28 protein-coding genes are annotated in these 23,983 nt (G+C 44.1%); 17 read left to right on the plus strand and 11 right to left on the minus strand.

Annotated features, from left to right (window positions below; translation table 11 throughout):
- Nucleotides 1-67 precede the first annotated feature (67 nt).
- Nucleotides 68-664 carry a tyrosine-type recombinase/integrase gene (locus AB4209_RS08460; RefSeq protein WP_016790227.1) on the plus strand — a complete coding sequence of 199 codons (597 nt, stop codon included), beginning with the start codon at nucleotides 68-70 and terminating at the stop codon, nucleotides 662-664.
- Between the two features lie 164 nt (nucleotides 665-828).
- Here AB4209_RS08460 and AB4209_RS08465 read toward each other — a convergent pair whose 3' ends face one another.
- The 5 genes from AB4209_RS08465 to AB4209_RS08485 all read right to left on the minus strand — a co-directional run bounded on the left by AB4209_RS08465 (nucleotide 829) and on the right by AB4209_RS08485 (nucleotide 5,127).
- A complete protein-coding gene (locus AB4209_RS08465; protein WP_004735670.1) occupies nucleotides 829-1,059 on the minus strand; it encodes a hypothetical protein in 231 nt (76 codons plus the stop codon).
- Complete coding sequence (gspS2, locus tag AB4209_RS08470) at nucleotides 1,060-1,425, minus strand: type II secretion system pilot lipoprotein GspS-beta (protein ID WP_016790226.1); 366 nt, start codon at nucleotides 1,423-1,425, stop codon at nucleotides 1,060-1,062. It abuts the gene before it with no gap.
- On the minus strand, nucleotides 1,382-2,518 hold the full coding sequence (locus AB4209_RS08475; RefSeq protein ID WP_016790225.1) for an alanine/ornithine racemase family PLP-dependent enzyme: 1,137 nt from the start codon (nucleotides 2,516-2,518) through the stop codon (nucleotides 1,382-1,384). Before AB4209_RS08475 ends, gspS2 begins: the two co-directional genes overlap by 44 nt.
- A complete protein-coding gene (locus tag AB4209_RS08480) occupies nucleotides 2,515-3,720 on the minus strand; it encodes a DUF1611 domain-containing protein (protein WP_016790224.1) in 1,206 nt (401 codons plus the stop codon). Before AB4209_RS08480 ends, AB4209_RS08475 begins: the two co-directional genes overlap by 4 nt.
- Nucleotides 3,721-4,365: 645 nt before the next feature.
- Entirely contained in the window at nucleotides 4,366-5,127 is a 762-nt protein-coding gene (locus AB4209_RS08485) for a transporter substrate-binding domain-containing protein (RefSeq protein ID WP_017070266.1), read from the minus strand.
- Between the two features lie 286 nt (nucleotides 5,128-5,413).
- On the opposite strand from AB4209_RS08485, the gene AB4209_RS08490 reads away from it, so the two are divergent.
- From AB4209_RS08490 to AB4209_RS08505, 4 genes are all read left to right on the plus strand, one after another.
- Nucleotides 5,414-6,463, plus strand: coding sequence for an HlyD family secretion protein (locus tag AB4209_RS08490; protein ID WP_017062229.1), 1,050 nt, complete (start codon nucleotides 5,414-5,416; stop codon nucleotides 6,461-6,463).
- A gap of 72 nt (nucleotides 6,464-6,535) precedes the next feature.
- Complete coding sequence (locus AB4209_RS08495) at nucleotides 6,536-7,549, plus strand: DUF2955 domain-containing protein (protein WP_017070267.1); 1,014 nt, start codon at nucleotides 6,536-6,538, stop codon at nucleotides 7,547-7,549.
- The gene (locus AB4209_RS08500) at nucleotides 7,512-7,979 is read left to right on the plus strand and encodes a MarR family winged helix-turn-helix transcriptional regulator (RefSeq protein ID WP_017062227.1); all 468 of its coding nucleotides are present in this window, start codon (nucleotides 7,512-7,514) and stop codon (nucleotides 7,977-7,979) included. Before AB4209_RS08495 ends, AB4209_RS08500 begins: the two co-directional genes overlap by 38 nt.
- Before the next feature lie 52 nt (nucleotides 7,980-8,031).
- Nucleotides 8,032-8,571 carry a lipocalin family protein gene (locus AB4209_RS08505; protein WP_017062226.1) on the plus strand — a complete coding sequence of 180 codons (540 nt, stop codon included), beginning with the start codon at nucleotides 8,032-8,034 and terminating at the stop codon, nucleotides 8,569-8,571.
- A 64-nt stretch (nucleotides 8,572-8,635) separates the two neighbouring features.
- On the opposite strand, the gene AB4209_RS08510 is transcribed toward AB4209_RS08505, so the two are convergent.
- Nucleotides 8,636-8,974 (minus strand): hypothetical protein, encoded by a 339-nt coding sequence (locus tag AB4209_RS08510; RefSeq protein WP_372055541.1) that lies wholly within the window; start codon nucleotides 8,972-8,974, stop codon nucleotides 8,636-8,638.
- A gap of 236 nt (nucleotides 8,975-9,210) precedes the next feature.
- On the opposite strand from AB4209_RS08510, the gene AB4209_RS08515 reads away from it, so the two are divergent.
- The 5 genes from AB4209_RS08515 (at nucleotide 9,211) to AB4209_RS08535 (ending at nucleotide 12,426) form a co-directional block, all read left to right on the plus strand.
- A complete protein-coding gene (locus AB4209_RS08515; RefSeq protein ID WP_050634771.1) occupies nucleotides 9,211-10,044 on the plus strand; it encodes an AraC family transcriptional regulator in 834 nt (277 codons plus the stop codon).
- A 104-nt stretch (nucleotides 10,045-10,148) separates the two neighbouring features.
- Nucleotides 10,149-10,877: an AzlC family ABC transporter permease gene (locus AB4209_RS08520; RefSeq protein WP_076649035.1), complete on the plus strand. Its 729-nt coding sequence runs from the start codon at nucleotides 10,149-10,151 to the stop codon at nucleotides 10,875-10,877.
- 2 nt (nucleotides 10,878-10,879) lie between these two features.
- On the plus strand, nucleotides 10,880-11,209 hold the full coding sequence (locus AB4209_RS08525) for an AzlD domain-containing protein (RefSeq protein WP_050634769.1): 330 nt from the start codon (nucleotides 10,880-10,882) through the stop codon (nucleotides 11,207-11,209).
- A gap of 56 nt (nucleotides 11,210-11,265) precedes the next feature.
- A complete protein-coding gene (locus AB4209_RS08530) occupies nucleotides 11,266-11,571 on the plus strand; it encodes an NIPSNAP family protein (protein ID WP_017089641.1) in 306 nt (101 codons plus the stop codon).
- A gap of 81 nt (nucleotides 11,572-11,652) precedes the next feature.
- Entirely contained in the window at nucleotides 11,653-12,426 is a 774-nt protein-coding gene (locus AB4209_RS08535) for a viroplasmin family protein (RefSeq protein ID WP_372055544.1), read from the plus strand.
- 194 nt (nucleotides 12,427-12,620) lie between these two features.
- Here AB4209_RS08535 and AB4209_RS08540 read toward each other — a convergent pair whose 3' ends face one another.
- Nucleotides 12,621-13,769: a glycosyltransferase family 4 protein gene (locus tag AB4209_RS08540; protein WP_372055546.1), complete on the minus strand. Its 1,149-nt coding sequence runs from the start codon at nucleotides 13,767-13,769 to the stop codon at nucleotides 12,621-12,623.
- Between the two features lie 316 nt (nucleotides 13,770-14,085).
- On the opposite strand from AB4209_RS08540, the gene AB4209_RS08545 reads away from it, so the two are divergent.
- From AB4209_RS08545 to AB4209_RS08565, 5 genes are all read left to right on the plus strand, one after another.
- Nucleotides 14,086-15,012 carry a glycosyltransferase gene (locus AB4209_RS08545; protein ID WP_017062218.1) on the plus strand — a complete coding sequence of 309 codons (927 nt, stop codon included), beginning with the start codon at nucleotides 14,086-14,088 and terminating at the stop codon, nucleotides 15,010-15,012.
- 16 nt (nucleotides 15,013-15,028) lie between these two features.
- Nucleotides 15,029-16,465 (plus strand): lipopolysaccharide biosynthesis protein, encoded by a 1,437-nt coding sequence (locus AB4209_RS08550; RefSeq protein WP_017067059.1) that lies wholly within the window; start codon nucleotides 15,029-15,031, stop codon nucleotides 16,463-16,465.
- Nucleotides 16,466-16,540: 75 nt separating this feature from the next.
- Entirely contained in the window at nucleotides 16,541-16,858 is a 318-nt protein-coding gene (locus tag AB4209_RS08555; RefSeq protein WP_372055548.1) for a hypothetical protein, read from the plus strand.
- Between the two features lie 130 nt (nucleotides 16,859-16,988).
- The gene (locus AB4209_RS08560; RefSeq protein WP_102320553.1) at nucleotides 16,989-17,603 is read left to right on the plus strand and encodes a LysE family translocator; all 615 of its coding nucleotides are present in this window, start codon (nucleotides 16,989-16,991) and stop codon (nucleotides 17,601-17,603) included.
- 151 nt (nucleotides 17,604-17,754) lie between these two features.
- Entirely contained in the window at nucleotides 17,755-18,189 is a 435-nt protein-coding gene (locus AB4209_RS08565) for an N-acetyltransferase (protein WP_017062214.1), read from the plus strand.
- A gap of 74 nt (nucleotides 18,190-18,263) precedes the next feature.
- On the opposite strand, the gene AB4209_RS08570 is transcribed toward AB4209_RS08565, so the two are convergent.
- From AB4209_RS08570 to AB4209_RS08585, 4 genes are all read right to left on the minus strand, one after another.
- Nucleotides 18,264-18,731, minus strand: coding sequence for a DUF3429 domain-containing protein (locus tag AB4209_RS08570; RefSeq protein ID WP_372055550.1), 468 nt, complete (start codon nucleotides 18,729-18,731; stop codon nucleotides 18,264-18,266).
- Entirely contained in the window at nucleotides 18,728-19,273 is a 546-nt protein-coding gene (locus AB4209_RS08575) for a glutathione peroxidase (protein WP_017062212.1), read from the minus strand. Before AB4209_RS08575 ends, AB4209_RS08570 begins: the two co-directional genes overlap by 4 nt.
- 84 nt (nucleotides 19,274-19,357) lie before the next feature.
- Entirely contained in the window at nucleotides 19,358-20,701 is a 1,344-nt protein-coding gene (locus AB4209_RS08580) for an ABC1 kinase family protein (RefSeq protein WP_372055552.1), read from the minus strand.
- Between the two features lie 384 nt (nucleotides 20,702-21,085).
- Complete coding sequence (locus tag AB4209_RS08585) at nucleotides 21,086-21,472, minus strand: thiol-disulfide oxidoreductase DCC family protein (RefSeq protein ID WP_017062190.1); 387 nt, start codon at nucleotides 21,470-21,472, stop codon at nucleotides 21,086-21,088.
- Between the two features lie 162 nt (nucleotides 21,473-21,634).
- Between AB4209_RS08585 and AB4209_RS08590 the strand changes: the two genes are divergently transcribed.
- A complete protein-coding gene (locus AB4209_RS08590) occupies nucleotides 21,635-22,192 on the plus strand; it encodes a DUF1439 domain-containing protein (RefSeq protein WP_017065247.1) in 558 nt (185 codons plus the stop codon).
- A gap of 224 nt (nucleotides 22,193-22,416) precedes the next feature.
- Complete coding sequence (locus tag AB4209_RS08595; protein ID WP_136979733.1) at nucleotides 22,417-23,979, plus strand: glutamate synthase-related protein; 1,563 nt, start codon at nucleotides 22,417-22,419, stop codon at nucleotides 23,977-23,979.
- Nucleotides 23,980-23,983 lie beyond the last annotated feature (4 nt).

A 23,983-nucleotide genomic window follows, 5' to 3' on the forward strand; every position in this document is an offset into this window, starting at 1 on the left:
AGGTGCCGCCTATCCGACATTTCCTTCCAACTACAATCGTGATGACCAAATTAAAAAGGAGGTCATCATGGTAGTTTTCAACAAAACGAAACGAAGTGGCGTCAAAAAGCCTTTTCGGCTTGAGGAAGTTTGGCGGATCAGAACCAGATTAGAAATTGAAAATAATTTGATGCAGCTTGCGTTGCTCAACTTAGCTATTGATAGCAAACTTAGAGCAAGTGACTTGCTCGTTCTCAGAGTTTGCGATGTATCTTCGCAAGATAGGATATTTAAACGCGTTAAGCATATCCAGCGCAAAACAGATATTGAAGTTCAATTTGAGATAACGACAAGAACTCAACAGAGTCTAATGAAATGGATTTTGATGGCTTCGCTACATGACAGCAATTTTATTTTCCCAAGCCAAAGGCGAAAGCAACAACCGATTAGCTATTCGTACTATCGATACTTAGTGAGGAGATGGGCTTCTAATCTGGGGTTGGATCCTAACTTGTATGGCACTCACTCGATGAGGCGAACAAAAGCGACGTTAGTCTACGCAAAAACGAAAAATATCCGAGCGGTGCAGCTACTACTTGGTCATACCAAGGTAGATAATACAATCCGCTATCTTGGGGTTGAATTAGAAGATGCATTGTTGCTTTCAGAAGGTACTGAGTGTTAATCGAAAAGGAACCTAAATACTTAGGTGTTTCAATTGCTATTACGCTGAAAGTTGTTACCCATTCACCGCTACACTTGATTATTTTCAATACGTTAAGTGCAAATACTACTAATCTGTCCAAGGTTTAGAGGACCTTGAACAGATTAGGTATACACGAGCTTAAATTAAACGTTGGAACGCGCGTTTTTCTTCTTTGATTTATAGGCTTTCATTGAAATTTTTAAAGCAAGCTGTTTTTGTTTAATTGAAATGAGTTGTCTAGTTACGACCTTATGGTGTAACTCTGTGATAAAGTTTTTTTCCCAAGGCGTAAGGCGGTCAAACCTCAATAAAATAGTGTCATTGAGTACATTGAACAACTCGTATTGGCTTTTATCCATTCGACTGCTAAGCATTCAATTAGAGCACTTAGCTAGAGAAATGACGTTAAGGCTTTCTACTTTCTCATTTTTTCCTAAGGTAATGATTCGATAAGAGATCCCACTCTCTAATAGTGGTCTTATTTCGATGTTGTCACAAAAACTAACGGCGACTTTTTCTACTAAGCGGTCCATATTCAAAGTTTTCTTTTTTACGAAAACAAGAGTGACACTATCGCCCTCTGACTGTGTATTTACGAGTGTGATTGAGCCTAACTCTTGTGGAAGTTGGCTTGAAATAACTGTCGCTCTATAATCGGCAAGTCCATTAGATTTTATTGGGCTTATCTGACAACCGTTAAGCATGACACTGACGAAGAGAATTACAGTTGTTCGTAGCATTATGCGCTCCTTCTTCCTTTCTTCTCCCTTTAGGAGCCTTAAAATATTTATGGATACAACGTGAAGACATAGAAGATAAGAGCGCACTGTAATCTAAACTGAATGTGACTTTTTCCCCTACAAATAGTGGTTTCTGTGAGGATTCAAGGACAAGATGATCACTGGTTGAAGACATGATCTTAATCCCATTCGGAGCCTTAAGCCCGCTGACACAAACATCTTGGCGGCCTAATGCTAGAATAGCTTGTGAGACCTCCCCTCTATCTTGAAGGTTTTCTTTTTCACCAAAAGCATTTAACCCCCGACTCCCCCAAGGCAAAGTCGGTTTAGTCTTGGATTCAATCACTTCAGCGGTCAAAGAAACCGCATCCGTATGTAAGCCTTTGATATTTTCGTGCTCTAAAGGCTCACAGCCTAAAAAAATTGCTTCTCCTATACGAAGGTTATTGACTCGAGTTAAGCCTGTTCTCTGAAGAGCCCAGTTAACTGAAGCAGAATTACCCCCTGAAATAATTTCTAGACTGACCCCAAATGTAGCTTCAATTCCATCGGCAAGCACAGAAAGAATACTCATATTTTGATCATCTGGAGCGACACCATACCGACAGGCTAAATTCGTACCAATTCCTTTTATCGTGATGTTTGGTAAAGAAATAATCTCTCGGATAAAATCAATCACGCGATTTGGCATCACACCTTCTCTGAGATCGCCAAGCTCAACCATAATAATGATACCGTGACAGCAATTTTGTTGTTCCGCTGCATGTGAAAGCCTCTGAATCACTTCAACTTCAGAGTTTAAACTCATATCACTGTATTTTATTACGCTCGCCACTTGACTGAGCATGGGTGTACGTATCAGCATTTTAGGGATAGCAATGCCAGATTCAGTCATCTTTTGAAGATTTTCGATTCTTGAATCGGCTAACATTGTTGCGCCAGCATCAATAAGAACTTGTGCGATGATAGGGTGGCCGAGGAAGGCTTTTGTTACAGGCGTAACGGATATATTTTTCAGTGAGAGCTGAGAAATCAGGAACTGAGCGTTATGATGAACTTTCCCACAATCGATGTCTAACCTAGGGTAGTTCACCCTTTTTCGGCCAGTTTACTTGCTATTATAGGAAAGGCTGACGTTACGATGTGCAGTAGATGTTCAACAGGCTGTGACAAGACATCAGTAACCGGTAAACCAAATTCGGTAGTGTAAGTGTCTATCGCACAACGTGTTTCATCCAACGACATATCTTCATGATTCAGTGTTAGTCCAATAACATTGGTATTAGAAAACGTTTCGATAAGATTGATTTCTGAGGCAATCGAAGGCATTGAGCAATCAGGAAAATCACTACGATATAAACGTTTAGGGGCATGTTGCAGTATCACACCCGTTGGACAACTGCCACGTAAGATAAAAGCGCTGGTTGAAAACGCAGGGTGACTCAAGGCTCCTTGCCCTTCAATAATAATCAGATCCGGATTTTCTTTTTCATAGGCCTGTACAATGACAGATTCCAACTCACCGGCACAAAATTGTGAAGGAACAGCATCGAGTGCAACGCAGTATTGCGCGCCCTGCATAATGCCTGTTTGACCAGTGGCAATCAGAACGACGTTAAGGCCTTTTTTAGTCAGTTCATTCGCCAATATTGTTGCTGTTGTTCGTTTTCCTAGCGCGCAATCCGTCCCCATTACAGCAATTCTCGGGCATTTAACGTTGTGTATTTTCCCGCTAAACGTTTTCAGTTCGCCTTTATTTTTGGGTTTGCGAGTATCGAATATTCGAACGTTATTCTTTAAGCTGGCTTCTAAAAATAGAGGATCATCGGTTAGGAATTCATGTAAGCCATTTACGATGTTCATTCCTAGTGACATGGCATTTAAAATGATGCTTTTATCTAAGTCAGATAAAAAGCCACTTGATGGCGCAATGCCAAAAATGAAGTAATCAGGAATGCTTTCTGCGTGAATGATAGCTTCTTCAGCATTAGCAAGGATCGGTATTCCATTGGCTTTGTTATCAAGAACTTCACCAGCATCTAAGCCAGCAGACTCACTATCAATAACCGATAGAATACGATAGCTTAACGAATGTCTCACTAACCCATTAGCGGTTTTACCATCAATTTTACCAAAATTACCTTCGCAATATACAATCGCAGAAGGGATTACAGGTTTTACTTTTTGAGCAAGTGGTAACCAAGGTGCGAAATGGGGTACGTCGTTGTTGATTTCTACATTTTCAATTCTAGTGAGTTTGAAGATGTTTCTTAACTTTTGGGTTGAAATGGACATAATTAAAGCCTGCGGTGAGGCTTAGGAGGGCAACTAAGGAGTGCCGAGATGCGAGTTCGGAAAAGAAAAGAAGTCCCCACTAAGCGGTAGGGATAACAACCAAGGTAACACACTCACCAGATTTTTGTTGATTATTATTCATACGCTTTCTAAGTCTATCACTTTCAGGCTTCACCTATACTAACGTGATTGATTAGATAGCTAATACTCATTGTTCAACGTTGCCGTATCAAACTCGCAGATTTACGGTTTCAAGATACTTTTTCTAATATCAGTTAAGTGAATTAGAGTTTTGAATCTAACACGTTTTTGTCCAAAAGCTTGCTAGAGATCGATCAAACTCTATGTGATCACTAAGCGATTCTGTCGTTAGCCTTTTAACAATACGAGAATGTAGTGTAACTTTCTTACATGCTGAAGAGATCAATATTGCCTTTCACCCAAATGTGACACCTTTTGGTGCTAGTATTTGACATCATCTGGTTTTCTTACACAATAAGTTATTGATTTATTTATGGGCTGTTGGACATGTGTTTGTTTGATCCAGACTTAAAAAAGCCGCTCTTTATGAGCGGCTTTTTGCTATCTGATGCTTTCTAAAGTGAACACAGTTCGCAATTAGTTTAGTCCACACTGCATACCAAACTATTCGTAAATGCTGTATGAAAAATACTTACTTGCGATTTTTTGATGCTGACCATTGTCGATCAAGCGCTGGATACCGTCATCAATAAGATCTTTGAGTTCATTATCTTGTTTTCGTACCGCGACACCAATACCACGCCCGAACCATTTTTCTTCTGTAAATTTAGGACCCGTAAAGTGGTAGTCCTTACCTTGCTCCGTTTCAAGAAAGCCCGTATTGAGTCCCATAGAACCACCAAACACGCTATCTAGGCGCCCGTTGAGTAAATCGGTAAAGGCTTCGTCGAATGATCCATAACGCTTGATATCTACATTTGGGTAGATCTCGGAAAGGTATTTGTCACCAATGGTAGCGCGCTGAACTCCAATTGTTAGTTCATTTAAGCTGCCGTCATCCATATTGATTTCACGCCCTTTTTCCATGACAAAACGAGTGGGAACTTTAGCGTAAGGCATCGTGAAGTTAACTTTCTTTTCACGTTCTTCGGTAATTGTCATAGCCGCTATAATTGCATCGTTTTTACGGCTTAAAAGCGAAGGGATAATCCCGTCCCAGTCAGTTTTTGAGATGATACATTTTACTTCTAATTCGACACACAAGGCGTTGGCTAAATCGACTTCAAACCCCTCTAATTCACCATCTTGCGTTGTCCAGCTGAATGGTGGGTATGCTCCTTCCACCGTAAATCGGATTTGCTTCCAATCTTTTGCGTAAGTAAATACTGAGAAAACACTGACGAATACAACAAATATCCACTTCATTTTTATTTCCTTATAGTTTTAATGGATAAGTTGGTTAATCAAATGTTAAAGAATATCAATGTTAATGCATATCATTGTGAGCAAAGGCATTAGATAACTTCTGGAACTCTTGCTTCCCAAACTAACTACACGACTTTTTCTTATCTAAATTTCTATTTATATCTTTCATAAACAGTAGCTTGCTGTACTTCTCGCAAGATCTTTAAGATACTCACCTTTGATTTATGTTGCATCTGAAACAAAAATCAATACAATGAGCGCATTATTTTGTTGCAGGTGAAACATTATGGCTAATAAAGCGTATCAATGGATGCTCTATCTAACACTTGGCACCAGTGCCTTGTTTGCTCTTTTCTTGGTGGCAAGTGACAACCTTGCGCCGTTCACAACTCAAGCTCAATTGCACATTCCAACCAGCCGTATTGCTGCAGAAGTGTCGGCGCCAGTGGTGGAGTTGGCTGTTAAGAATGGTCAGGATGTAAAAAAAGGGGAACTGCTAGTTCGCTTAGATCCAACTCGTTTTGAATTGGCGTTAACTCAGGCTGAAGCGGCTTTGGTTGAAGCAGAGCAAAGCTATGAAGCAAACAAGCAGCACTTGCATGGCGCGGAAGCGACGTTACGTCAGCGCCAACACGAAGCTCTGAATGCCGAGAGAAAATTGAAGCGTAACCAGCAATTGATTTCGAGAAAACTTGTTAGCCAAGAAACGCTAGACGATAGCCGATCGGACACGATTGTAAGACAGCAAGCCGTCGAAGCTGCGCAAGCCGATATTGAGCAGATAAAAGCTGAGCTTGAGAAAAGCAGCGACAACGGTGCTTTGGCTGTTGCTCGAACTCGCGTTGAACTGGCGCAATTGGATTTGGACAAAACGACAATCGTCGCGCCTGTTGATGGCGTAATCAGCAATCTCAACCTTAACTCAGGAACCTATGTTGGCGCTGGCAGCCCCGTTTTGTTTTTGGTTGATCGCCAGCATGCTTGGATTAACGCAGACTTCAACGAAAAGGGCAGTGCAAATCTGACTGCGGGAACAACCGTTCGTTTGGTGTTTGATGCAATGCCTGGTGAGGTGTTTGAGGGAAATATTCAAGGTCGTGAACTGGCTATCTATGATGCGAGCAGCGACAACAGCGGCCTCGCGAAAGTCGTGAATGATGATCGCTGGATTCGAGACCAACAAAAAGTGCGTACACAAGTAACGTTGCCGTCACTTGATCACTCATTGTTCTCAGGCTCTAAAGTGAGCGTGATGGTGGTGCCTGAAGCGACGTTTTGGGATGTGATCGGAAGTGCATGGATGGAAGTGCTAGCTCGCATTCGTTACCTAGTTTAACTGTGCTCTTCAATCATCGACTAACTGACTACCCACTGACGAAATAACGATTTACGACCTAAGAGGCAGATTATGAATAACGAAGTTCGAGGCCCGATTAACTGGTCTGAAGTAGCTTGGATCAGCGCTATCGTGTCTTTGGGTATGTTGGCTCAACTTTGGCTACAGCTAGGTGTTGCGGCGTACCTCGCTCTTTATCCGGTAATGGCGGCGACCAAGATTAACGACTACTCAGTGAGAGGTATGCTCAAAGCGTTTCTCCCTATCTTGGGTGTCGCTTGTGTGGCTCTGCTTGTCGATCAGTTATTTGCCTCACACCCGGCAGTGGTTTGGGGGATCAGTTTATGGGTATTTGATTTAGCAAGAAGGTGGGCCGACACGCCTGCCAAACTTGGGAAAATCTACATCCCATTGCTCAATTGGTTTTTGGTGATTGTGTTTGCACAACATGGCCCAATGCCGATGACGGACTGGGTTCGCGATATAGCAGTGAGCATGGTGACGACCATGGTTGTGGTGAGATTTGTGATGCTGTTCTTAAAGCCGCCCAAAGCGATGTCGCCGCTGCCAATGCAAAGTGTTCCTGTGACGTACCAGCAGCGAGTGATATATGTGGTCATGCTTGGAGTTGGTTTAGCATTTTTGATGATGGTCGATTTGATTGCCGCGACGTTCTGTATGATGCCTGTGATTATTGCGGCTGCGCAAAGTGAACGCATGAACTATCAAATGGTGGTGAAAAACTGTTTACAAGCCCACGTTGGTGGTTGTGCATTGGCGTTGGTCTTCGTAACCTTGTTAGCGGGGCAACACTCCTATAATTGGGTGTATATCATTGGACTAACAAGCTTGGTGACCATGATAGCAATTTGGATCAGTGGCAGTCGTGGTGGCGTGCGAGGTATGCATACTGAAGCGATGTTAGGAACTATGCTACCATTGCAACTCTATGTTTCAGCAACCGATCTTGGTTTGCAAGATACCTACTTTCGTGCAGAGTTAATGTCCATCGTGTTGGTATTATTAGTGGTCTGCCAAGGAATTATATATGGAAAATCAACCAGCATTATCCATCACCGGAATTGATGCACTCGACAGCAATCCTATGTTCTTAATGGGCTTTGCTTACAAACAGTTTCGAGCTCAAGTCACCGCTGAGATGGGCACCACTTCGGGCATTTCTCTAGAGATGTTTGGTGCGCTTCGAGTGTTAGATAAGCATGGCAAAATCACTCAGCAAGAGTTAACCAATTACTTGCTTCGAAATCGCTCTGTGACCAAGCGTTTGGTTGATAACGCGATTAAGCTGAACCTTATTGAGGCCAGCAAGAGTGAAACGAACAAAAAGGTAAAACTTCTTTCTTTAACGGAAGAGGGCAAGAAGCTTGCCGAATATTGTGAGCCTATGGTCGATAGTATCAGCGAGCAGTTTCAGAGTGCGTTGAGTGAAGACGAATCCAAGCAGTTACAGACCTTGTTGGCTAAGCTTGTAAAAACAGACCAATTCGTCGACTGATTATGCGATCGAAGGTGTGGGTCTAATAACAATCGAATAAAGAGTAAGTGACATGACATACAAAATATTAGCGATGCTAATGATTAAGCTGTTGTTTACGTTTCGTGGCAGTAAACCTACGTCTAAAATCCCCGCCTCTGACTTTGATGCCGAACGCTTCGCTGGTACATGGTATTCCGCTTGTTTTATCCCGCATCCATTGCAATCAAAGCTCGGTTCTTTGTCGTTTAGCTTTTTATTTGAATCTGACGGTAATCTTAAGCTGACAACTCGAGGCTATAACGCGAAAAAGAATGAGTGGAAGACCAAAGAACAAGCCGCAACATTTAAGGGCTCTCAAACCGAAGCGTGGTTTTCAGTCGAAGCGAATAGCCCTTATGAGAAGCAGAGAAAGGTAATTTTCTTGAATGAAGATTACACTCAGGCTTTGTTGGTGGGTCCTACCAAAAATACCTTACAGATCTTGTATCGCACTGCAGAGTTCACCAAACAAGACTTAGACTCGCTGATTGAACGGGCGCAGAGCATGGGTTTTAAAACCAGTAAGCTAGTTCGTGTGTCACAACATATCAATGATGTGCCTGAACAATAAAGTAAGTTCGGCTAGTCCTGACTAGGTAGCTCGGCTAATAAGCAAACAACATTGCTAACCCGTTCTAATTCGCTGGCAACACCACTGCCGACGCTTCTTCCTCTGAATCTTCTTTGCCTTCTACTTGGTCAGCAACCCAATCGATTGTCTTGGTTAAATAAAGCTTATTAGTTTCGGTGTCACACCAACTTTTTGATAACCCTCTTCGATTGAATTCACTGCCAATTGCTGCGAGTGTCTGGTTGCTTGAGCGCCCGTAATACAAGGTGTCGCACAGTTGCAGGTCCGACATCGATTGAGGATATGTATTGACCGACGAGGAGTTCATGCTCAGTGCTTTTGATTGGTTATGAGTGCACCCTGTTAGGCTCAGGAAAAAGAAAAGGATTAGCGTGTTTTTCATGGTGTATCAGGTCTATTGCCGATGATTTGCAGACAGTATTGGCGTGTATGATTAAATTATTGTCAATTTTTTGCCAACTAGTTATAGACCAAGACTTTCCTCCCAGTTAGAAAGCGTTATTAAGCCAACGACAAAAACAGTATTAACAAACAAAAGCGCAATTTTGTACAAAAGCTGAAAGAGACAATAGAGTAGACTGATAAGTCGCTCGATAATTAACAGGCTTAGGAATTGTTATGGAGAACAAGAAACGCTCTAAAGAAAAGGCCGAATATAAGATAACCGAAGAGCTCGGCGGCCTTGAAATTCTTAATGCTGAATACGAAAAGCAGAACTTCTCGCGCCACAGCCACGAGGGCTATACGCTGGGAGTCATCGAGCAGGGCGCTCAGCGTTTCTATCGAACGGGCGGACATCATATTGCGCCACAAAATGCGATTATTCTGGTCAACGCCGACGAAGTCCATAGCGGTCACTCTGCCACTGAAGGCGGTTGGGCGTATCGAGCCATGTATCCACTCCCAGATCAACTTGCCAAGATCACTCAAGAGCTAAACCTACCCAATTACGGGGCGCCTTACTTCCCAAGAGCGGTTGTTGAAGATCCTGAACTCGCCAATCAATTGAGATTAGTCTTTAACACGATTGATGAATCTGACAATCGCTTGTTAAGAGAGACCTTGATGTACGGGATGTTGGTTAAACTGATTAGCCGACACGGAAAATCGCCGCTTAACCCTCAACTCGACGGAAAAACTCAGCGCCAGCTTGTCTTGGTGAAAGAGTTCTTAGATGATTTTCCACAAGCCGATGTGTCCCTAGAGGAGCTGTCTAAGTTAGCGGCATTGAGTCCGTTTCACTTAGTGCGTTCTTTTCAAAAAGAGTTTGGTCTTCCGCCACATGCGTATCAAATCCAATCTCGGTTAAGGCTTTCGCGTAAGTTATTGAAACAAGGACATACCATTTCAGACACCGCGCAAGAGTGTGGCTTTCACGACCAAAGCCATTTTCATCGACACTTCAAAAAGGCCAATGGCTACACGCCGGGGCAATACATTAAAATGCTCTAAATCGGACACCTTAATTGGTTCGCGAAATCGAGCAAGTTTGTACAATCGAACCGACTCAACTCCTCTTACATTGAATAGCCAATGTGAAGAGAGAAAAGAACTATATGGATAGTGAAATAATGGATAGACGAACACAGTTATGGAAGGGCGTTTTAGCGGGAATGCCCTTGAGCATTGCGGTAATCCCTTGGGGAATTCTAGCGGGCTCATATGCGATAGATGCTGGATTGAGTCAGCTTCAAGCGCAAGCGATGTCGGCTATTTTGTTTGCTGGCTCTGCACAACTTGTCGCTGCGGGTATGTTCAAAGCGGGTATTGGTTTAGGCACCATGTTGTTGACTACCTTATTCATCACGTCTAGACACTTTCTGTATAGCGTATCGATGCGTGACAAAATCAGCCATCTTCCTGCGCGTTGGCGCCTATTACTTGGATTTTGGCTCACCGATGAGCTGTTCGCGATTTGTAGTGGGCAGTCTCAGAAAGAATTTAATCGCTGGTATGCTGCGGGTGTAGGCGGCGGTTTTTATCTCGTTTGGAATATTGCGAGCTTTGTTGGCATTGTCGCGGGAAGCCAAATTCCTTCACTCAATGAAATTGGGCTCGATTTCGCGGTCGCAGCAACCTTTATCGCCTTGGTGTTCCCATTAATCCGAACTCTACCCGTCGTAGTGTGTGTGGTGGTTTCATTGGTCACTTCGGTTGCCATGTCGGTTAACAATATTGAGGGCGGGCTAATGATTGCAGCGATTGCCGGTATGTTAGCGGGCTTTATCAGCGAATCGTTCCAAGAGCGAAACAACGGCAACAAGACAATTGTGGAGGGGAAATAGAGATGATTTGGTTAACGATATTCCTTATGACAGCGATTGTTTTTTTTAGTCGGTATCTGTTTCTAGAGCCAGCAATCCCGCTTCGATTAAATCAAACCACGCGTCGCCTGTTACGCTATTCAAGTCCCGCTGTGCTTACCGCAATTTGGGGGCCGATTGTATTTGCACCAGAGCAGACATTTTGGCCAAGCCTTGAAAACCCATACTTGATAGGCGCGCTGGTCACAGGTCTGTTGATTTGGAAAACAGGCAATGTGCTACTTACTATCGGCGTCAGCATGGCGGTGTTTTTGTTCTATAACCTTGTCGCGGTTGATTACCTTTTCTCGTGAGCTTCAACATCAACTTAGGCTTTGTGTTTCTCCTATTATTTAAGGGCTGGATAAATATGATTACTTGTTATGTTCGATATGTGATTGATCCTAAAAAGGTAAATGAGTTCGAGACATACGCAAAAATGTGGATTCCTCTGGTTGCTAAATTCGGGGGCCAACACAATGGTTATTTCTTACCGTCGGAAGGGGCGAACAATATTGCCTTAGCACTGTTTACCTTTGAAAGTCTGGCTGCCTATGAAGAATATCGGGTTAAGTCGCTGAGCGATGCTGAGTGTATTAAAGCGTTTGAATTTGCAGACGAAGTTGATTGCATCGTGAGTTATGAACGCAGCTTTTTTAGACCTGTTTTAGAGTGATAGACCTTGCAACGTATAGCGTGGTGGCATCTAATGTACTGATTCACTGTTTGTGTGTTTAGGTTTTGGTAAGGAGTTAGTTTGGCTAAGAAATATTATGTGGTTTGGAAAGGTCGTACACCGGGTATTTTTACCACTTGGAATGACTGTAAGTCTCAAGTCGATGGCTTTGCTGGTGCGAGATATAAATCGTTCCCAACACTAGGCGAGGCTGAGTCTGCTTTCGGTGGTAAAACGTCGTCTGCGTCAGGTTCTACTGCGACAAAGCCAAGCTCTGCGGGTAAGTCGACGAAAGCTAAGGTGCCGCCTCTTTCGGAGCAGCAAATCACAGATATGCCTTTTGATATCAAGATCTTTACCGATGGTGCGTGTGAACCAAACCCTGGTGAAGCAGGGACGGGGTTAGCGGTATACCAAAACAACCAATTAACCGAATTGTGGTATGGCTTGTATCAACCTGTTGGTACCAATAATACCGCTGAGTTGCATGGCCTTAAACAGGCGTTTTTGCTCGCAAAAGAGAAGCTAAACGCGGGTCTGTCTGTAGCGATCTATTGTGACTCTAAGTACTCGATAGATTGTATTACTAAGTGGGCAACGGGTTGGGAGAAAAAGGGCTGGACTAAGTCGGGCGGCGAGATCAAAAACCTCGATATTATTAAGCCTGCATATGCGCTCTACCAAGAACTGGCTTCAAAAATTACCATCTACCATGTGAACGGACACGTTGGTATTGAAGGTAACGAACTGGCCGATAGAATGTCGATTGTGGCTATTTCATCGAAAGAGCAACAACTCGCTCAATATCGTGACATCGAAGATATTGAGTCTATTTTGGCACTGCGAGCAGGCTAGTTAGGCTTCTTAATGAAAAGCTACTGAAAGTCACTGAAAGCATAAGTCGCCATCATTAGGCAGTGCTAGACGAGCGTTACATTTCAAATGGATGTAGCGCTCTTTTGTTTTTGTGGTGCTCCGTTTTCTTATGGTGCATAGTCGTTCTTGTGAGACGCAGCAGCCCTTGCGATGCTTACTGCCTGAGTTCATCCTTATTGAGCAGGGTTCTCTATCCAACGAGATAATTGCTGAGCTTGTTTGATCGAATTAAAACTGTCTTTCACTCTCTCACGTGCCTTTAAACCCATCGATGCTTTATCGTTGCTGCTTAGCTGCGCGAAACGCTCAATCGCTTCTCTTAATTCTTCCACGTTTTTTTCGCTAACCACAAAGCCTGTCTCTGGTGAGACGATCTCTTTGCATCCCATGATGTTGGTGGTAATGACTGGTGTTCCCACAGCCATCGCTTCTTTTAAAACCAGAGGCCCTGTATCCACACATCCGGTTTCGGAAAAACAGAAGGGCGCGATTAGGCTGTCATAGTTCGATAGTTTTTCTTTTACCCATTCGTGAGGTTTCGCTCCAAGAAAGGTCACGTTTCGAGCAAGTCCTTTTTCTTTGACCTGCAATTTTAACTGTTGCTCTAAATCGCCAGTACCGATGATATCGAGATGAATGTCGAGAGGTCCGGCAATCGGCGCCAATGCATCAATAAGATGGTGGATGCCTTTTTGCTCCACTAATCGGCCAAGGAAAACAAAGCGAAGTTGTTTCGTTTCGGTTTTTGGGTTGAGTTGGAATTGTTTAGTATTCACTCCGCAGTGCAGGAGCTTAATGTTTCCTTTCGCCATGGTATTGAAGTCAGCAAGCATGTCTTTACACACTGCAACCACAAAATCACTCGATGAGATTTTATGTTCAATGTCATAAGCGAACTCGTAAACATCATGACCATGAGCAACGAACGAACAGGTGATATTCAGCAGCTTTGCCGCGACGATGGCGTGAGCTGTGGTGTGCTGACAGAAATGCGCATGTACGTGTTCGACGTCGTTTTCCGCGAGTTGCAGCGCTAATTTAAACCCATAAGCGAACAGTGACTTTTTCGGCATGCTGGTTTGCTTAGAAATAAATGAGACAGCCTTGATGAAACCTATCCAGTTAATGCTGGCGACTTTACCCTTCCGAGCATTTTTACCTATTTCGACAATGTCGTAGTCGAACTGTTTTTCACTGTTTTCAATTTTGAACGTCATTACACAAACATCGTGCCCACACGCTTTCACAGAGTCGACTTCTGTTTGAATGAAGGTCTCACTGAGTACTGGGTAGGTTGGCGCCACAAATGCTACTTTCTTCATTCCTTACTCCTCAAATCCATATGACTAAAGCTATCAAGCCAAGGTAATAACCAATAAAGCAAGATACGAACCAAGATCGAATCGTAGCTTTGGAGGGCTTTCTGATTGCTTTTCGAAGGTTACCCCTTAAGAGGTGGCTCGTTTTCTCAAATTGATAATCAAATTGGAGTTGCAGTTTTTTTGAACATCTGTGTTTGGTCGTCATTTTGAGAATGGACGCGTAGGTGGCTGATCTAGATGTGATTTCATAGCAAGACACTCTCGGCATAGAACATGCAACGTCAGCCATATAACGTATAAATCTGAGGGCGTCATTATGGCTAAAGTAAGTGTTGTTATTCCTACCTACAATTGTTTGGATTACCTGCCGAAAGCGATTGGCAGTGTACTAAAGCAGACTCATCAAGATGTTGAGCTGATTGTCATTGACGATAACAGTAACGATGGAACGTCGACGTATCTTGCTTCTATAGACGATGAACGCATTATTACGTTGTCCACATTGGGTGTTGGTGCGCCTCAAGCGAGAAACCTAGGGATTGAAAAGGCGACCGGTGAATACATCGCTTTTTTAGACGCAGACGATTTCTGGTTTCCTGAAAAAATTGAGCGCCAACTCGAATTTCATCAACGTTACCCTGATCTCGCGATGAGCTTTACTAACTACGAGCATCTTACTGAAGATTACCAAGTAATAGTCGACTGCTTTAGTTACTGGTCGCAGTTTCAAGATCAAGATGAGCTGTTCATCAATATCGAGAACCCGTTGGAGTTCATCATAGAAAATAACGTGATTGGAACATCAACGGTCATGGTGAAAGCGGATGTGTTTTCTCAAACAGACAGTTTCAATGCTGACATCAAGTATGGGGAAGATTGGGAACTGTGGCTTCGAATGAGTGAAAACCATCAGATCGGTGTGTTGAACTCGGTGCAGGTTGGCTACTTGATGAGAGCGAGCTCTGTTACCCAAACTGAAAGTCTTAAATTGAGAAATTTGCAGTCTATAGAGACTATTCTTCAACATTACCAAAATGACAGTCAACGATGGAATCTACCCACTTCTAGCTTCAAAATCGCAAAGGCGAGAATACTGGAAGGTTATGCTGACTATTATCGAGGTTTACAACAGAATAGACAGGCTATTGCCTACAGTTTCCGTTCTTTGGTCATGTCACCTCAAAAACGCACATTGCGACACCTAATTGGAGACTGTAAAAGTTTCCTAAAGCCAGCTTGGTAAGGAAAAGGTGACGACTATGGGTTCTTTAAAGCAGTCGGCTTACTACGCCATCGGTATATTAATGATGAAAGGGATTTCATTGGTGATGATCCCGTACATTACGCACAATATGACGTTGGCAGAGTATGGTTCCTTAGAAGCCATTGTCTTGCTGGCAGACATTGGGACGATATTGTTCAGCTTCGGTATTGTCGATGCCATGTATCGTTATGTGGGTGTCGCCGAAGGTGATGAAAAGCAAAAGCTCGTCTCGAACTGCTTCACATTGAGCGTGCTGGTGTGCGTGCTTGGGGGGGCCTTGATTGCCCTCAGTATGCCGTTGTTAATCTTAATGTTGCCAGTTGAATTCCAGCCTTACCAGATACTGCTTCTGCTTATTCCTACCATGCTCGATGGGGCGATTTCTATCCCGCTAACGCTGATGCGTATGAACGCGATGGCGAAACGTTTTTGCATGCTCAATGTGTTGAAAGCCGGTGTTCAAGCCATCATGACTTTTGTTTTGCTTGAGGCTGGATACGGTATAGATGGCGTGTTGATTTCAGCTGCGGTATCCAGTGTGTTGCTAATGGTTTGTTTAGTGCGTTATCAATGGCAAGAGATGGGATCTTTTGGTTGCTTCAAATACTCGGCGAAGATCTTAAAATTCGGACTGCCCGTTTTGGTTGGCGGTGCATCAATGTATATGATCATGGGGCTCGACCGCTGGGTAATGGCAAGCTTCGTCGGTGTCGAAGAACTCGCGATTTATGCGGTTAGCGGAAAGTTCGCGTTGATTCTTGGTCTGTTGTTGCAGCCTTACGCGCTTTGGTGGTTTCCAAACCGTGTGGCGATGCTTCAACAGCCGGGTGGCAGTAAGATGTGTGCCGATAGGGCGTTAGTCGGAGTGAACCTCGCCATTGTTTTAGGTTCGTTGATGATTCTAACGGTACCCGGATTTATTTCTCTCATTTTACCGAGCAGTTATCATTACGCGGGGGCCATTGTTGTTGCGCTGCTTGCGATTAGCGTTATCAAAAATGCAGGTGATTATCTTAACCTTGGTTGTTTCAGTGGCGATTCGAGTCAATCTCAAATGTGGATTCAAGGTGGATGTGCGGTCTTGGCGGCCATTGGTTATTTCACAGTGACGCCTATTTATGGCGTGTGGGGTGTTGTCGCGGTTCTTTGTGCAACTTATGTTGTGCGGCTCATGCTTCTGTATGTTGTAAGCCAAGCGATGGAACAATTACCTTATGAACACAGCAAGTGGGTAACCGCAGTTAGCATCGCATTAGTAGCGATAGCGAGTGATCAACTTCTGGGATTGGTGTTGGTTGATGTCCATGACTTTATTCTTGGATCGGCTGTTGGTGTAATCGCGCTGGTGGCCTTTGTTAAATACTCAGTGATCGTTGTCCCGCAAGCTCTGCTCGACAAGTTGATGCTGGGTAAGCAGTCTCACGCAAATTAAAATAAAACACTGTTCATAATGTGTGAGATTCGATAGTATTTATAAATTCAATGAATGCCATCAATGGAAAGATACATGAACAAGTGGATTGTGCTCTCAGCTCTATTCTCAACCTTATCGTACGCTTCGTCTGAATTGTCTAACCACGACGTATTCACTCAGCACTTTGACGTTCCTGAAGCTATCTCCTTAGAAAATCAAAACAGGGTATGTAATAGCCTTGTTTGTAGTTCGGTGTCTGCGCCAAAATCTGTTCCTGCTGTTGGCGACTTCCCAGAGCGAGAATCAAACCCAACGATAGATACAATTGCGAGCGCTATCTATTTCGTCGGTGAGATTGGTGTCGCCGAAAATCTAGCGATACCCGAGTACGAACAGTTTTTTGAGAACTGATTGAAAATTTACTGTATAGATTTAGTGCTTATTTTTTATGCAGTTACAAAAGATATGAAATGCTGTTATAAACGATAAGACCTTGTTTAAGGATTTTATAATCACGGCATTTGGCAATTAGGAAGCACCAATGGAAATCTGGAAGTTACTGCTGTTTATCCCCGCTTGTTTTGCGCTCAACATGACTCCGGGCCCAAACAATTTGTTATCAATGAACAACGCCCGTTGTTACGGATTTCAGGCCGCCTTTGTCGCAGGCCTAGGAAGAATCCTCGCTTTTTCTGGCATGATTGCTTTGGCTGCATCTGGCTTAGCGGTTGTGCTTTATACTTCTGAAACGCTGTTTTTCCTGATCAAACTATTTGGCGCGATGTATCTGTTGTGGATCGCGTTCAACCTATGGCGCTCACACGCCAGTCCGGTCGTGGATATCGAACGAAATAAGAATTGGTTTGGTCTGTTTAAACAAGAATTTGCACTCGCTGCTGGCAATCCAAAAGCGATACTCATTTTCACTGCATTCCTTCCTCAATTTGTCGATGTTTCAGCGAACGTAAATACTCAATTCTTTGTTTTAGGTAGCACCTTTCTAGTGTTAGAAATGCTCGCGATATCGATCTACGCGGCATTTGGCTTATACCTCAGAAACTGGTTCTCTAAGCCACAAATGGCAAAACGTTTCAACAAAGCGTGCTCGGTTTTTCTTGCGTTATCTGGCGCAAATTTGTTGGTTATTCGACAGTAAAACATAAGTAACCTAATCTACTCCTCAGGCGTTAGTTAAGTGGCATCTTCGTTAAGGTAGTTCGTAAGCCTTTAGGCTGTTGATATATTGTTAATAGCACCTTTGAGTTTGCATGTTTAAACTTGAGGTTCGGTTTAAATGAGGTCTATCTATGAATGTTGTTTGTGCGGAAAAACAAGAACTGGCTGATATCTACCAGCTTGAACATGCTTTGTTTGGCGCTCACGCCTATCCGCTGTTTTTCTTTCGTCAGGCCTTTGATTGCTGGGGAAAAGGTTTATTGGTTGCTAAGCAAGACTCAAAGATTGCTGGCTATGCCTTAACGACAACCACAGACAAGCAGAATGAGTTTTGGGTCCTATCATTGGCTGTAGACCAGAATTATCGTGGCATGGGAGTTGGCCGGAAACTGATGCAACAGGCGGTTGAGCAGTTGCCTCGAGATGCTAGGCTTTTGCTCACTGTAGACCCAAATAACACATCGGCTCGTGCGCTTTATGCATCGATGGGGTTCGTTACCATCAAGCAAGAAGACAACTACTTTGGTGATGATGAGCCGAGGTTAGTGATGAAGCTCATCATCTAGATTGTTGCTAACGGTTTTTAACAAAGGCGCTTAACTAAATCAAAGGCTCACACTTCAAAGACAATCTCGTAGCTCTAGGTTAGCATCACGATACCGTGCATTAACACGACACTAGAGGTCAGCCGAGTCCTCATATCAAAGTAGCCATCAGGACCTTGGCTCTGGTTCTCTTCTCTCATCGTCCTTTCAGCTCGCCAAACCGCAATATAACCAAAGATGAGAATCAGAGTTGTCACTAGCTCTTTTTGTTCGCCAAGCAATACTGCCAGCCAAGCGATGAGCACAATCGCGTTGCTTATTAGCAGTGCTTTGTTACTTGATTGGCTTTCAAAGTTTTCGATGCCATTTGCCCACAAGATCCCTGAAAGAAAACTCAAAATTGCCACGCTGTAGGTGATGAACAGCGTTTCACCGCTTATCCCCATAAATTGGCTGTCGGTGGGCGAAAGGAGAAGACCGAATAAAAACGGAATTAACCCCATGTACCCCAGTTTGGCCATGGTGTTACGGGTTTGAGTTGTTGCCATGTAATCCGCCTTCATAACTGCTGCTCAATCGCGTTTTTGAGTGTGGCACTCACTGGAGATGTGGAGCTAGGGAAGGTGGCGACGACTTTACCTTCTTTACTGATCAAGAATTTGTAAAAGTTCCATTTAGGCGTTACGCCCGCTTGCTGTTGTATCTCTGTAAACACGGGGTTGGCGTTGCTACCAGACAGTGAAGCTCGCGCCATCATTGGGAAGGTCACGCCATAGTCTAGGTAACAAACCTTTGCCGTCTTCTCTTCGCTTCCCTTGTCTTGGCGAAAATCATTACTTGGGAAACCGATAACCGTGAAGCCTTGGTCTTTGTAGGTTTGATGAAGTTGCTCGAGTTGCTCAAACTGCGGAGTGAAGCCACATTGGCTCGCTGTATTTACCACCAATAGAGTTTTGCCTTGAAACTCATCGCACAAGGCGATTTCTTCGGTTGAGTTTAACAAGCGCTGTTTGCCATTAAGTATTTCGGGACAGCTCGCTGCAAAGGCGATGGAACTTGTGAGGCTTGTAATCAGTGCGGTTGAGCAAAGTAGTGAACATTTCATAGGGTTGGCTCATTTTAGTTGGCGTAATGGTTATTACTCTTGAGCACGATGAAATGATCACTTTGCGTATTATTTACTGTCTCATTAACTCGCGCTTTTAGTTGTGCTTTTGCTCTCTGAGATAAGATATGGAGCGACCAAGCGACTGATATTCACTTTTGCACCAAGGCGAGCCGCTAATAGATACATGCCACCAATTTTTCGGTGCAGGAACAGCGCATCGGCGGGCGGCGTATGCCAATACTCTTGTTCCATGCTCAAAATGGTGCCTGCTTCACGAAGCCTTTGTGCCAATCCACTGGCTTTGAAGTCGTACTCTTCGTCAACTAACATCGGCTCACAGGCCATCTTCACTAGATTTAGAATCGCTTGGCGTTGTTCGGGAAGAATTGTCTCGCTAAAGAATCCTATTTGCTCTAAAGCTCGGTTGAGCACTTGCTCATCGTTGTTAATGACAGAGGAAAAGGCCAAGCGATAACCCTCGCTGAAGCGGTCACTGTACTCACGGGTTGCTCCGAAATCTAATAAGCCAATTTGTCGGGTGTTTTCAACATAAAGGTAGTTGGCGAAATTGGGATCGGTTTGCACCATCTTAAAATCGAACAACTCTCTGAACAGAAGCTCCAGTAAGCTGTGCATTACAAAGTCACGTGTGCTTTGGTCGTAACTTTCGATTTGCTCTATCGAGACGCCTTCGATGAAGTCCATGGCGAGCACCGATTCTGAAGAGACTTGCGGATGAATCTTAGGTACGACGAAGTGAGAGTATTCTTTCAATGCATCATGGTAACGAGTTGCGTAATCAGCTTCGCGAGCATAGTCTGCTTCATCGTGGAGCTGTTTCTTTGCCTCTTCTAACAAGCCTTTGTAGTCGACCGACTTTGGTATCAAGCCAACAATATTGAGCAGCGTGCCCACGTTATCTACATCACTGTCGATACTTTTTCTAATGCCGGGGTATTGGACTTTGACTGCGAGTTTGTCCCCAGCATCACTATAGGCTTGGTGAACTTGTCCGATAGATGCACTGGCGATCGGTTTAAAATTGAAGGACAGGAATTCGGTTTTCCAATGGTTCCCGAGCGAGCTTTCTAACACTTGATTGAGCTGTTTTGTTGGCAGTGGATCGGCATCGGAGCGCAGGCGAGAGAGAATGTCGGCTAACTCTGGTTCTAAGACATCACCCGCATCCATTGATAGCATCTGTCCTAACTTCATAGCCGCACCGCGCAGGTGTGCGAGTTGATCGGTCGGGCGAGCAATGTTTTGTGGCGTTAACAGTAAGTCTTTTGCCTTGGGCCTGTTGCCTTGTGCAATTTGTTTGGTGCCTTCCGTTAGCACGTTACCCGCGACTCTTGTCGCCAACGAAGCGAACTTACTGAATCTAGAAATTCGATGTGTGGGAAGGTTTCTCTCTTTTGCCGACATAAAGGTTCTCTCTGGGAATCAGGGTTGATACCAATCGTAGTAAATAACTGTTCACCCTAGCTTGTTAAAAATCTCGATAAAGTCGTTAGATTTTTTGATTGTAGAATAACTACTTATCTAAAAAGTCCGCCTTGTTCTCAAGCTTTTTTCCTGCGCTATTTCTTGACACTTACCTACTGTGATTGGTATGACTACAAAGTTCTATCAATCATTACACAACCGTATGTTTTGTTGTGCTAACTTGTCGCGTGGAACAGTAAACAGAATTAAAAGGACAAAGCATGAAATTTATTTGGTTGAAAGTGGCCGTTACGGTATTGGTGTTCGCAGCCCTATTTGGCATCGTTTACTACAAAGTCGCTAGCGGCATGTCTTAACTCAACACTATTTTGTGCAGCTGTTACCGTTGCAACGTGATTTTCCGGTTAGCCAAAACGAAATCTTATATCGATTTTTGGCAAACCGTAGATAACACCAATCTGCCATTGGCTTAAAAATCGCCCAACGTAACGGGGCATACAGCCAACCCTTTCCTACTAGCTTCCACGCTTGGTAAGTCACGTCTAAACCGAGCAGCAGCTTTCCGTTTTCGTCCAGTGCATGCAAGATTGTATTGGCTGCCTCGGCATCTATTTGCGGGTAGTTTGAAAACGCTTCACTGTAGATATCGACGGTCTGGATCTGATCTTTGGAATCAGACTTAGTCAGTGCTGCCATCTCTTTTGCACAAAGTGGACAGGTTCCATCGTAAAATATCGTTAATGCAGTCATTGTTTTCCTTACTATTTTCGTCAATTCTCATTGATACGACATCACCATTTAGGTGGATCATTCTGCCCAGTTATCCGACACTGTTATTGTGGCAACCAATTTACAGTATCATCTCGAGGTAACATCCGTTCCATGCATTTAAAAAATAAGAGCCTATCTCCAATGACAACAAAGTTAATGAACCGTTTGATTATAGCTGTGACAGCCCTGATGCTCAGTGGTTGTGTTAGCTACAGTATTACCGAGCAAGAAATGACGAAGTACCTTGAAGACTCAGTGATGCTAGAACAAGAGGTTGGTGTACAAAGTGTGATGTACGCACAAGTGGCTGTGGATGATCTAGAAGTGCAAATTGGTCGAGCCGATGCACAACGCGTGTCCGTGTTGGCGAATACCAATGCAAAAGTTCAAGTGTTCAATATGCCTAATATGGGGTTGGATTTAGACTTAGAGTTCAGCGCGATTCCCGAATACGACAAGGAGAGTGGCGAGGTGTATCTAAAGTCGCTGCGACTAGAGCGCTTTGAAGAAAAAGGCAAACAGCTTTCGCCTGAAATAGAGACACTACTCAAACCAGCTGTATCGATGATAGGTTTTGCTTTGTCCCAGTCTCCGGTTTACAAACTCGACAGCAACAAGGTTCAAGAGTCGTTGATTAAGTCATCGGAACCCAATCTAGTGATTAAAGACAATAAATTGGTTATCGAATTGTTTGATTAACCCTCAGTGCATTAGTTTTGACTAAGCTCTCACCCATAATGGCTGCCTACTAGGTAGCCATTTTTGTTTGAGCTCAGTCGGTCATGACTGTTTTTAGTCGGTTTACTCACCTTGTCTATCAGTCTCATTTATTGAATTCGCTGGGTATCTCACCTTTACTTTACTCTTGTGAGCAAGTCATCGCTTCAGTCATCAAATCATAAGAAGGAAAAGGTGAGCGAACTATGAAGAGTCCAGTAATTGCGGATAACAAACCCGTTAAAGTAGAGCTGACAGAGGGAGAAGAGTATTACTTCTGTACCTGCGGGAAATCGAAAAGCCAACCGTTTTGTGACGGTTCTCATGCTGGTACGGGGTTCAAACCGAAAAGCTTTGTCGCCGAAGAGAGCGGAGACGCCTACCTTTGTCGCTGTAAGTATTCCAACAACCTTCCTTTCTGCGATGGCACTCATAAACAGTTCACAGCGGAACAAGTTGGGCAAGAAGGCCCGGAGGTTCACATTCAAGCGGCTGCGCCAGATTTGTCGCCAGCTGCGAGCGCAACCAAAGAAGAACCTACCGTCGAGTTTATTCATCAACTGGCGCGTGATGGTTTATCCAAGGTTGGACATCATGGGCCAATGACCTCCATGGGCGTTCCAAGACATCTATTGCCTCACTGGGACGATATTCAAGTGATGGTCGCGCAAATGGCCACCAAGCCTTTGCTGGAGAATATGCCCGTTGGAACTGAACTGATTATTGGCCCCAAAGCGAAGAAGCCACTCAAATTGGACATCTCTTTGTTTGTGTCTGATATGAGCTTTGGCTCGCTATCTGAAGAAGCAAAAGTCTCATTGGCGAAAGGTGCCGAACTCGCAGGGACGGGTATCTGCTCCGGTGAGGGCGGTATGTTACCCGAAGAGCAAGCGGCGAACTCTCGCTACTTTTATGAATTAGCCAGTGCTCAGTTTGGTTACGATGAAGCTAAGCTCAAAAACGTTCAAGCCTTCCACTTTAAAGGCGGGCAGGGTGCCAAAACCGGAACGGGCGGGCACTTACCGGGCGTGAAGAACATAGGCAAGATCGCGGAGGTGCGTGGCATTGAAGCGGGCACGGCAGCGATTTCTCCACCCACCTTTGTCGACCTTAACACGGTCGAGGATTTTAAAAAGTTCGCCGACCGTGTTCGAGAGGTGACAGGCGGTATCCCGATTGGCTTTAAGTTAAGTGCCAATCACATCGAAGAAGACATTCAGTTCGCGCTTGATGCCAGTGCCGATTACATCATCTTAGATGGGCGTGGTGGCGGTACAGGGGCGGCGCCAGAAATGTTCCGTGACCATATCAGTGTTCCCACTATTCCAGCACTCGCTCGCGCTAGAGCGTATCTCGATAAACAAGGGGTCAGTGACAGAGTCACATTGATCATCACGGGCGGCTTGCGCGTGCCGATGGATTTCGTAAAAGCGATGGCGCTTGGTGCTGATGGTGTCGCTATCTCAAACAGTGCCATGCAGTCGATAGGTTGTGTGGCGGCGAGAATGTGTAACACCAATAATTGCCCTGCTGGTATTGCAACTCAAAAAGCCGATTTACGTCAGCGTTTGAATGTCGAGAAAGCATCGAACCAGCTTAAGAACTTCTTTGAAGCCTCGACAGAATTAATGCAAGTGATGGCGAGGGCATGTGGGCATGATCATTTGAATCAATTTAACCCTCATGATTTGGCAACATGGAATCGCGAAATGGCCGAGCTATCCGGTGTCGCTTACTCTGGTGTCTGTCCATTAAATCACTTTAAGTAAATAA

The sequence above is a fragment of the Vibrio sp. 10N.286.48.C11 genome, assembly GCF_041469805.1.
Lineage (GTDB): Bacteria > Pseudomonadota > Gammaproteobacteria > Enterobacterales > Vibrionaceae > Vibrio > Vibrio crassostreae_C.

What these genes read in the sequence shown, in the direction of transcription:
- AB4209_RS08460 (WP_016790227.1), top strand. Translation starts at nt 68, where the DNA reads ATGGTAGTTTTCAACAAAACGAAACGAAGTGGCGTCAAAAAGCCTTTT.
- AB4209_RS08465 (WP_004735670.1), bottom strand. Translation starts at nt 1,059, where the DNA reads ATGCTTAGCAGTCGAATGGATAAAAGCCAATACGAGTTGTTCAATGTA.
- gspS2 (WP_016790226.1), bottom strand. Translation starts at nt 1,425, where the DNA reads ATGCTACGAACAACTGTAATTCTCTTCGTCAGTGTCATGCTTAACGGT.
- AB4209_RS08480 (WP_016790224.1), bottom strand. Translation starts at nt 3,720, where the DNA reads ATGTCCATTTCAACCCAAAAGTTAAGAAACATCTTCAAACTCACTAGA.
- AB4209_RS08485 (WP_017070266.1), bottom strand. Translation starts at nt 5,127, where the DNA reads ATGAAGTGGATATTTGTTGTATTCGTCAGTGTTTTCTCAGTATTTACT.
- AB4209_RS08490 (WP_017062229.1), top strand. Translation starts at nt 5,414, where the DNA reads ATGGCTAATAAAGCGTATCAATGGATGCTCTATCTAACACTTGGCACC.
- AB4209_RS08495 (WP_017070267.1), top strand. Translation starts at nt 6,536, where the DNA reads ATGAATAACGAAGTTCGAGGCCCGATTAACTGGTCTGAAGTAGCTTGG.
- AB4209_RS08500 (WP_017062227.1), top strand. Translation starts at nt 7,512, where the DNA reads ATGGAAAATCAACCAGCATTATCCATCACCGGAATTGATGCACTCGAC.
- AB4209_RS08505 (WP_017062226.1), top strand. Translation starts at nt 8,032, where the DNA reads ATGACATACAAAATATTAGCGATGCTAATGATTAAGCTGTTGTTTACG.
- AB4209_RS08510 (WP_372055541.1), bottom strand. Translation starts at nt 8,974, where the DNA reads ATGAAAAACACGCTAATCCTTTTCTTTTTCCTGAGCCTAACAGGGTGC.
- AB4209_RS08515 (WP_050634771.1), top strand. Translation starts at nt 9,211, where the DNA reads ATGGAGAACAAGAAACGCTCTAAAGAAAAGGCCGAATATAAGATAACC.
- AB4209_RS08520 (WP_076649035.1), top strand. Translation starts at nt 10,149, where the DNA reads ATGGATAGTGAAATAATGGATAGACGAACACAGTTATGGAAGGGCGTT.
- AB4209_RS08525 (WP_050634769.1), top strand. Translation starts at nt 10,880, where the DNA reads ATGATTTGGTTAACGATATTCCTTATGACAGCGATTGTTTTTTTTAGT.
- AB4209_RS08530 (WP_017089641.1), top strand. Translation starts at nt 11,266, where the DNA reads ATGATTACTTGTTATGTTCGATATGTGATTGATCCTAAAAAGGTAAAT.
- AB4209_RS08540 (WP_372055546.1), bottom strand. Translation starts at nt 13,769, where the DNA reads ATGAAGAAAGTAGCATTTGTGGCGCCAACCTACCCAGTACTCAGTGAG.
- AB4209_RS08545 (WP_017062218.1), top strand. Translation starts at nt 14,086, where the DNA reads ATGGCTAAAGTAAGTGTTGTTATTCCTACCTACAATTGTTTGGATTAC.
- AB4209_RS08550 (WP_017067059.1), top strand. Translation starts at nt 15,029, where the DNA reads ATGGGTTCTTTAAAGCAGTCGGCTTACTACGCCATCGGTATATTAATG.
- AB4209_RS08555 (WP_372055548.1), top strand. Translation starts at nt 16,541, where the DNA reads ATGAACAAGTGGATTGTGCTCTCAGCTCTATTCTCAACCTTATCGTAC.
- AB4209_RS08560 (WP_102320553.1), top strand. Translation starts at nt 16,989, where the DNA reads ATGGAAATCTGGAAGTTACTGCTGTTTATCCCCGCTTGTTTTGCGCTC.
- AB4209_RS08565 (WP_017062214.1), top strand. Translation starts at nt 17,755, where the DNA reads ATGAATGTTGTTTGTGCGGAAAAACAAGAACTGGCTGATATCTACCAG.
- AB4209_RS08570 (WP_372055550.1), bottom strand. Translation starts at nt 18,731, where the DNA reads ATGAAGGCGGATTACATGGCAACAACTCAAACCCGTAACACCATGGCC.
- AB4209_RS08575 (WP_017062212.1), bottom strand. Translation starts at nt 19,273, where the DNA reads ATGAAATGTTCACTACTTTGCTCAACCGCACTGATTACAAGCCTCACA.
- AB4209_RS08580 (WP_372055552.1), bottom strand. Translation starts at nt 20,701, where the DNA reads ATGTCGGCAAAAGAGAGAAACCTTCCCACACATCGAATTTCTAGATTC.
- AB4209_RS08585 (WP_017062190.1), bottom strand. Translation starts at nt 21,472, where the DNA reads ATGACTGCATTAACGATATTTTACGATGGAACCTGTCCACTTTGTGCA.
- AB4209_RS08590 (WP_017065247.1), top strand. Translation starts at nt 21,635, where the DNA reads ATGACAACAAAGTTAATGAACCGTTTGATTATAGCTGTGACAGCCCTG.
- AB4209_RS08595 (WP_136979733.1), top strand. Translation starts at nt 22,417, where the DNA reads ATGAAGAGTCCAGTAATTGCGGATAACAAACCCGTTAAAGTAGAGCTG.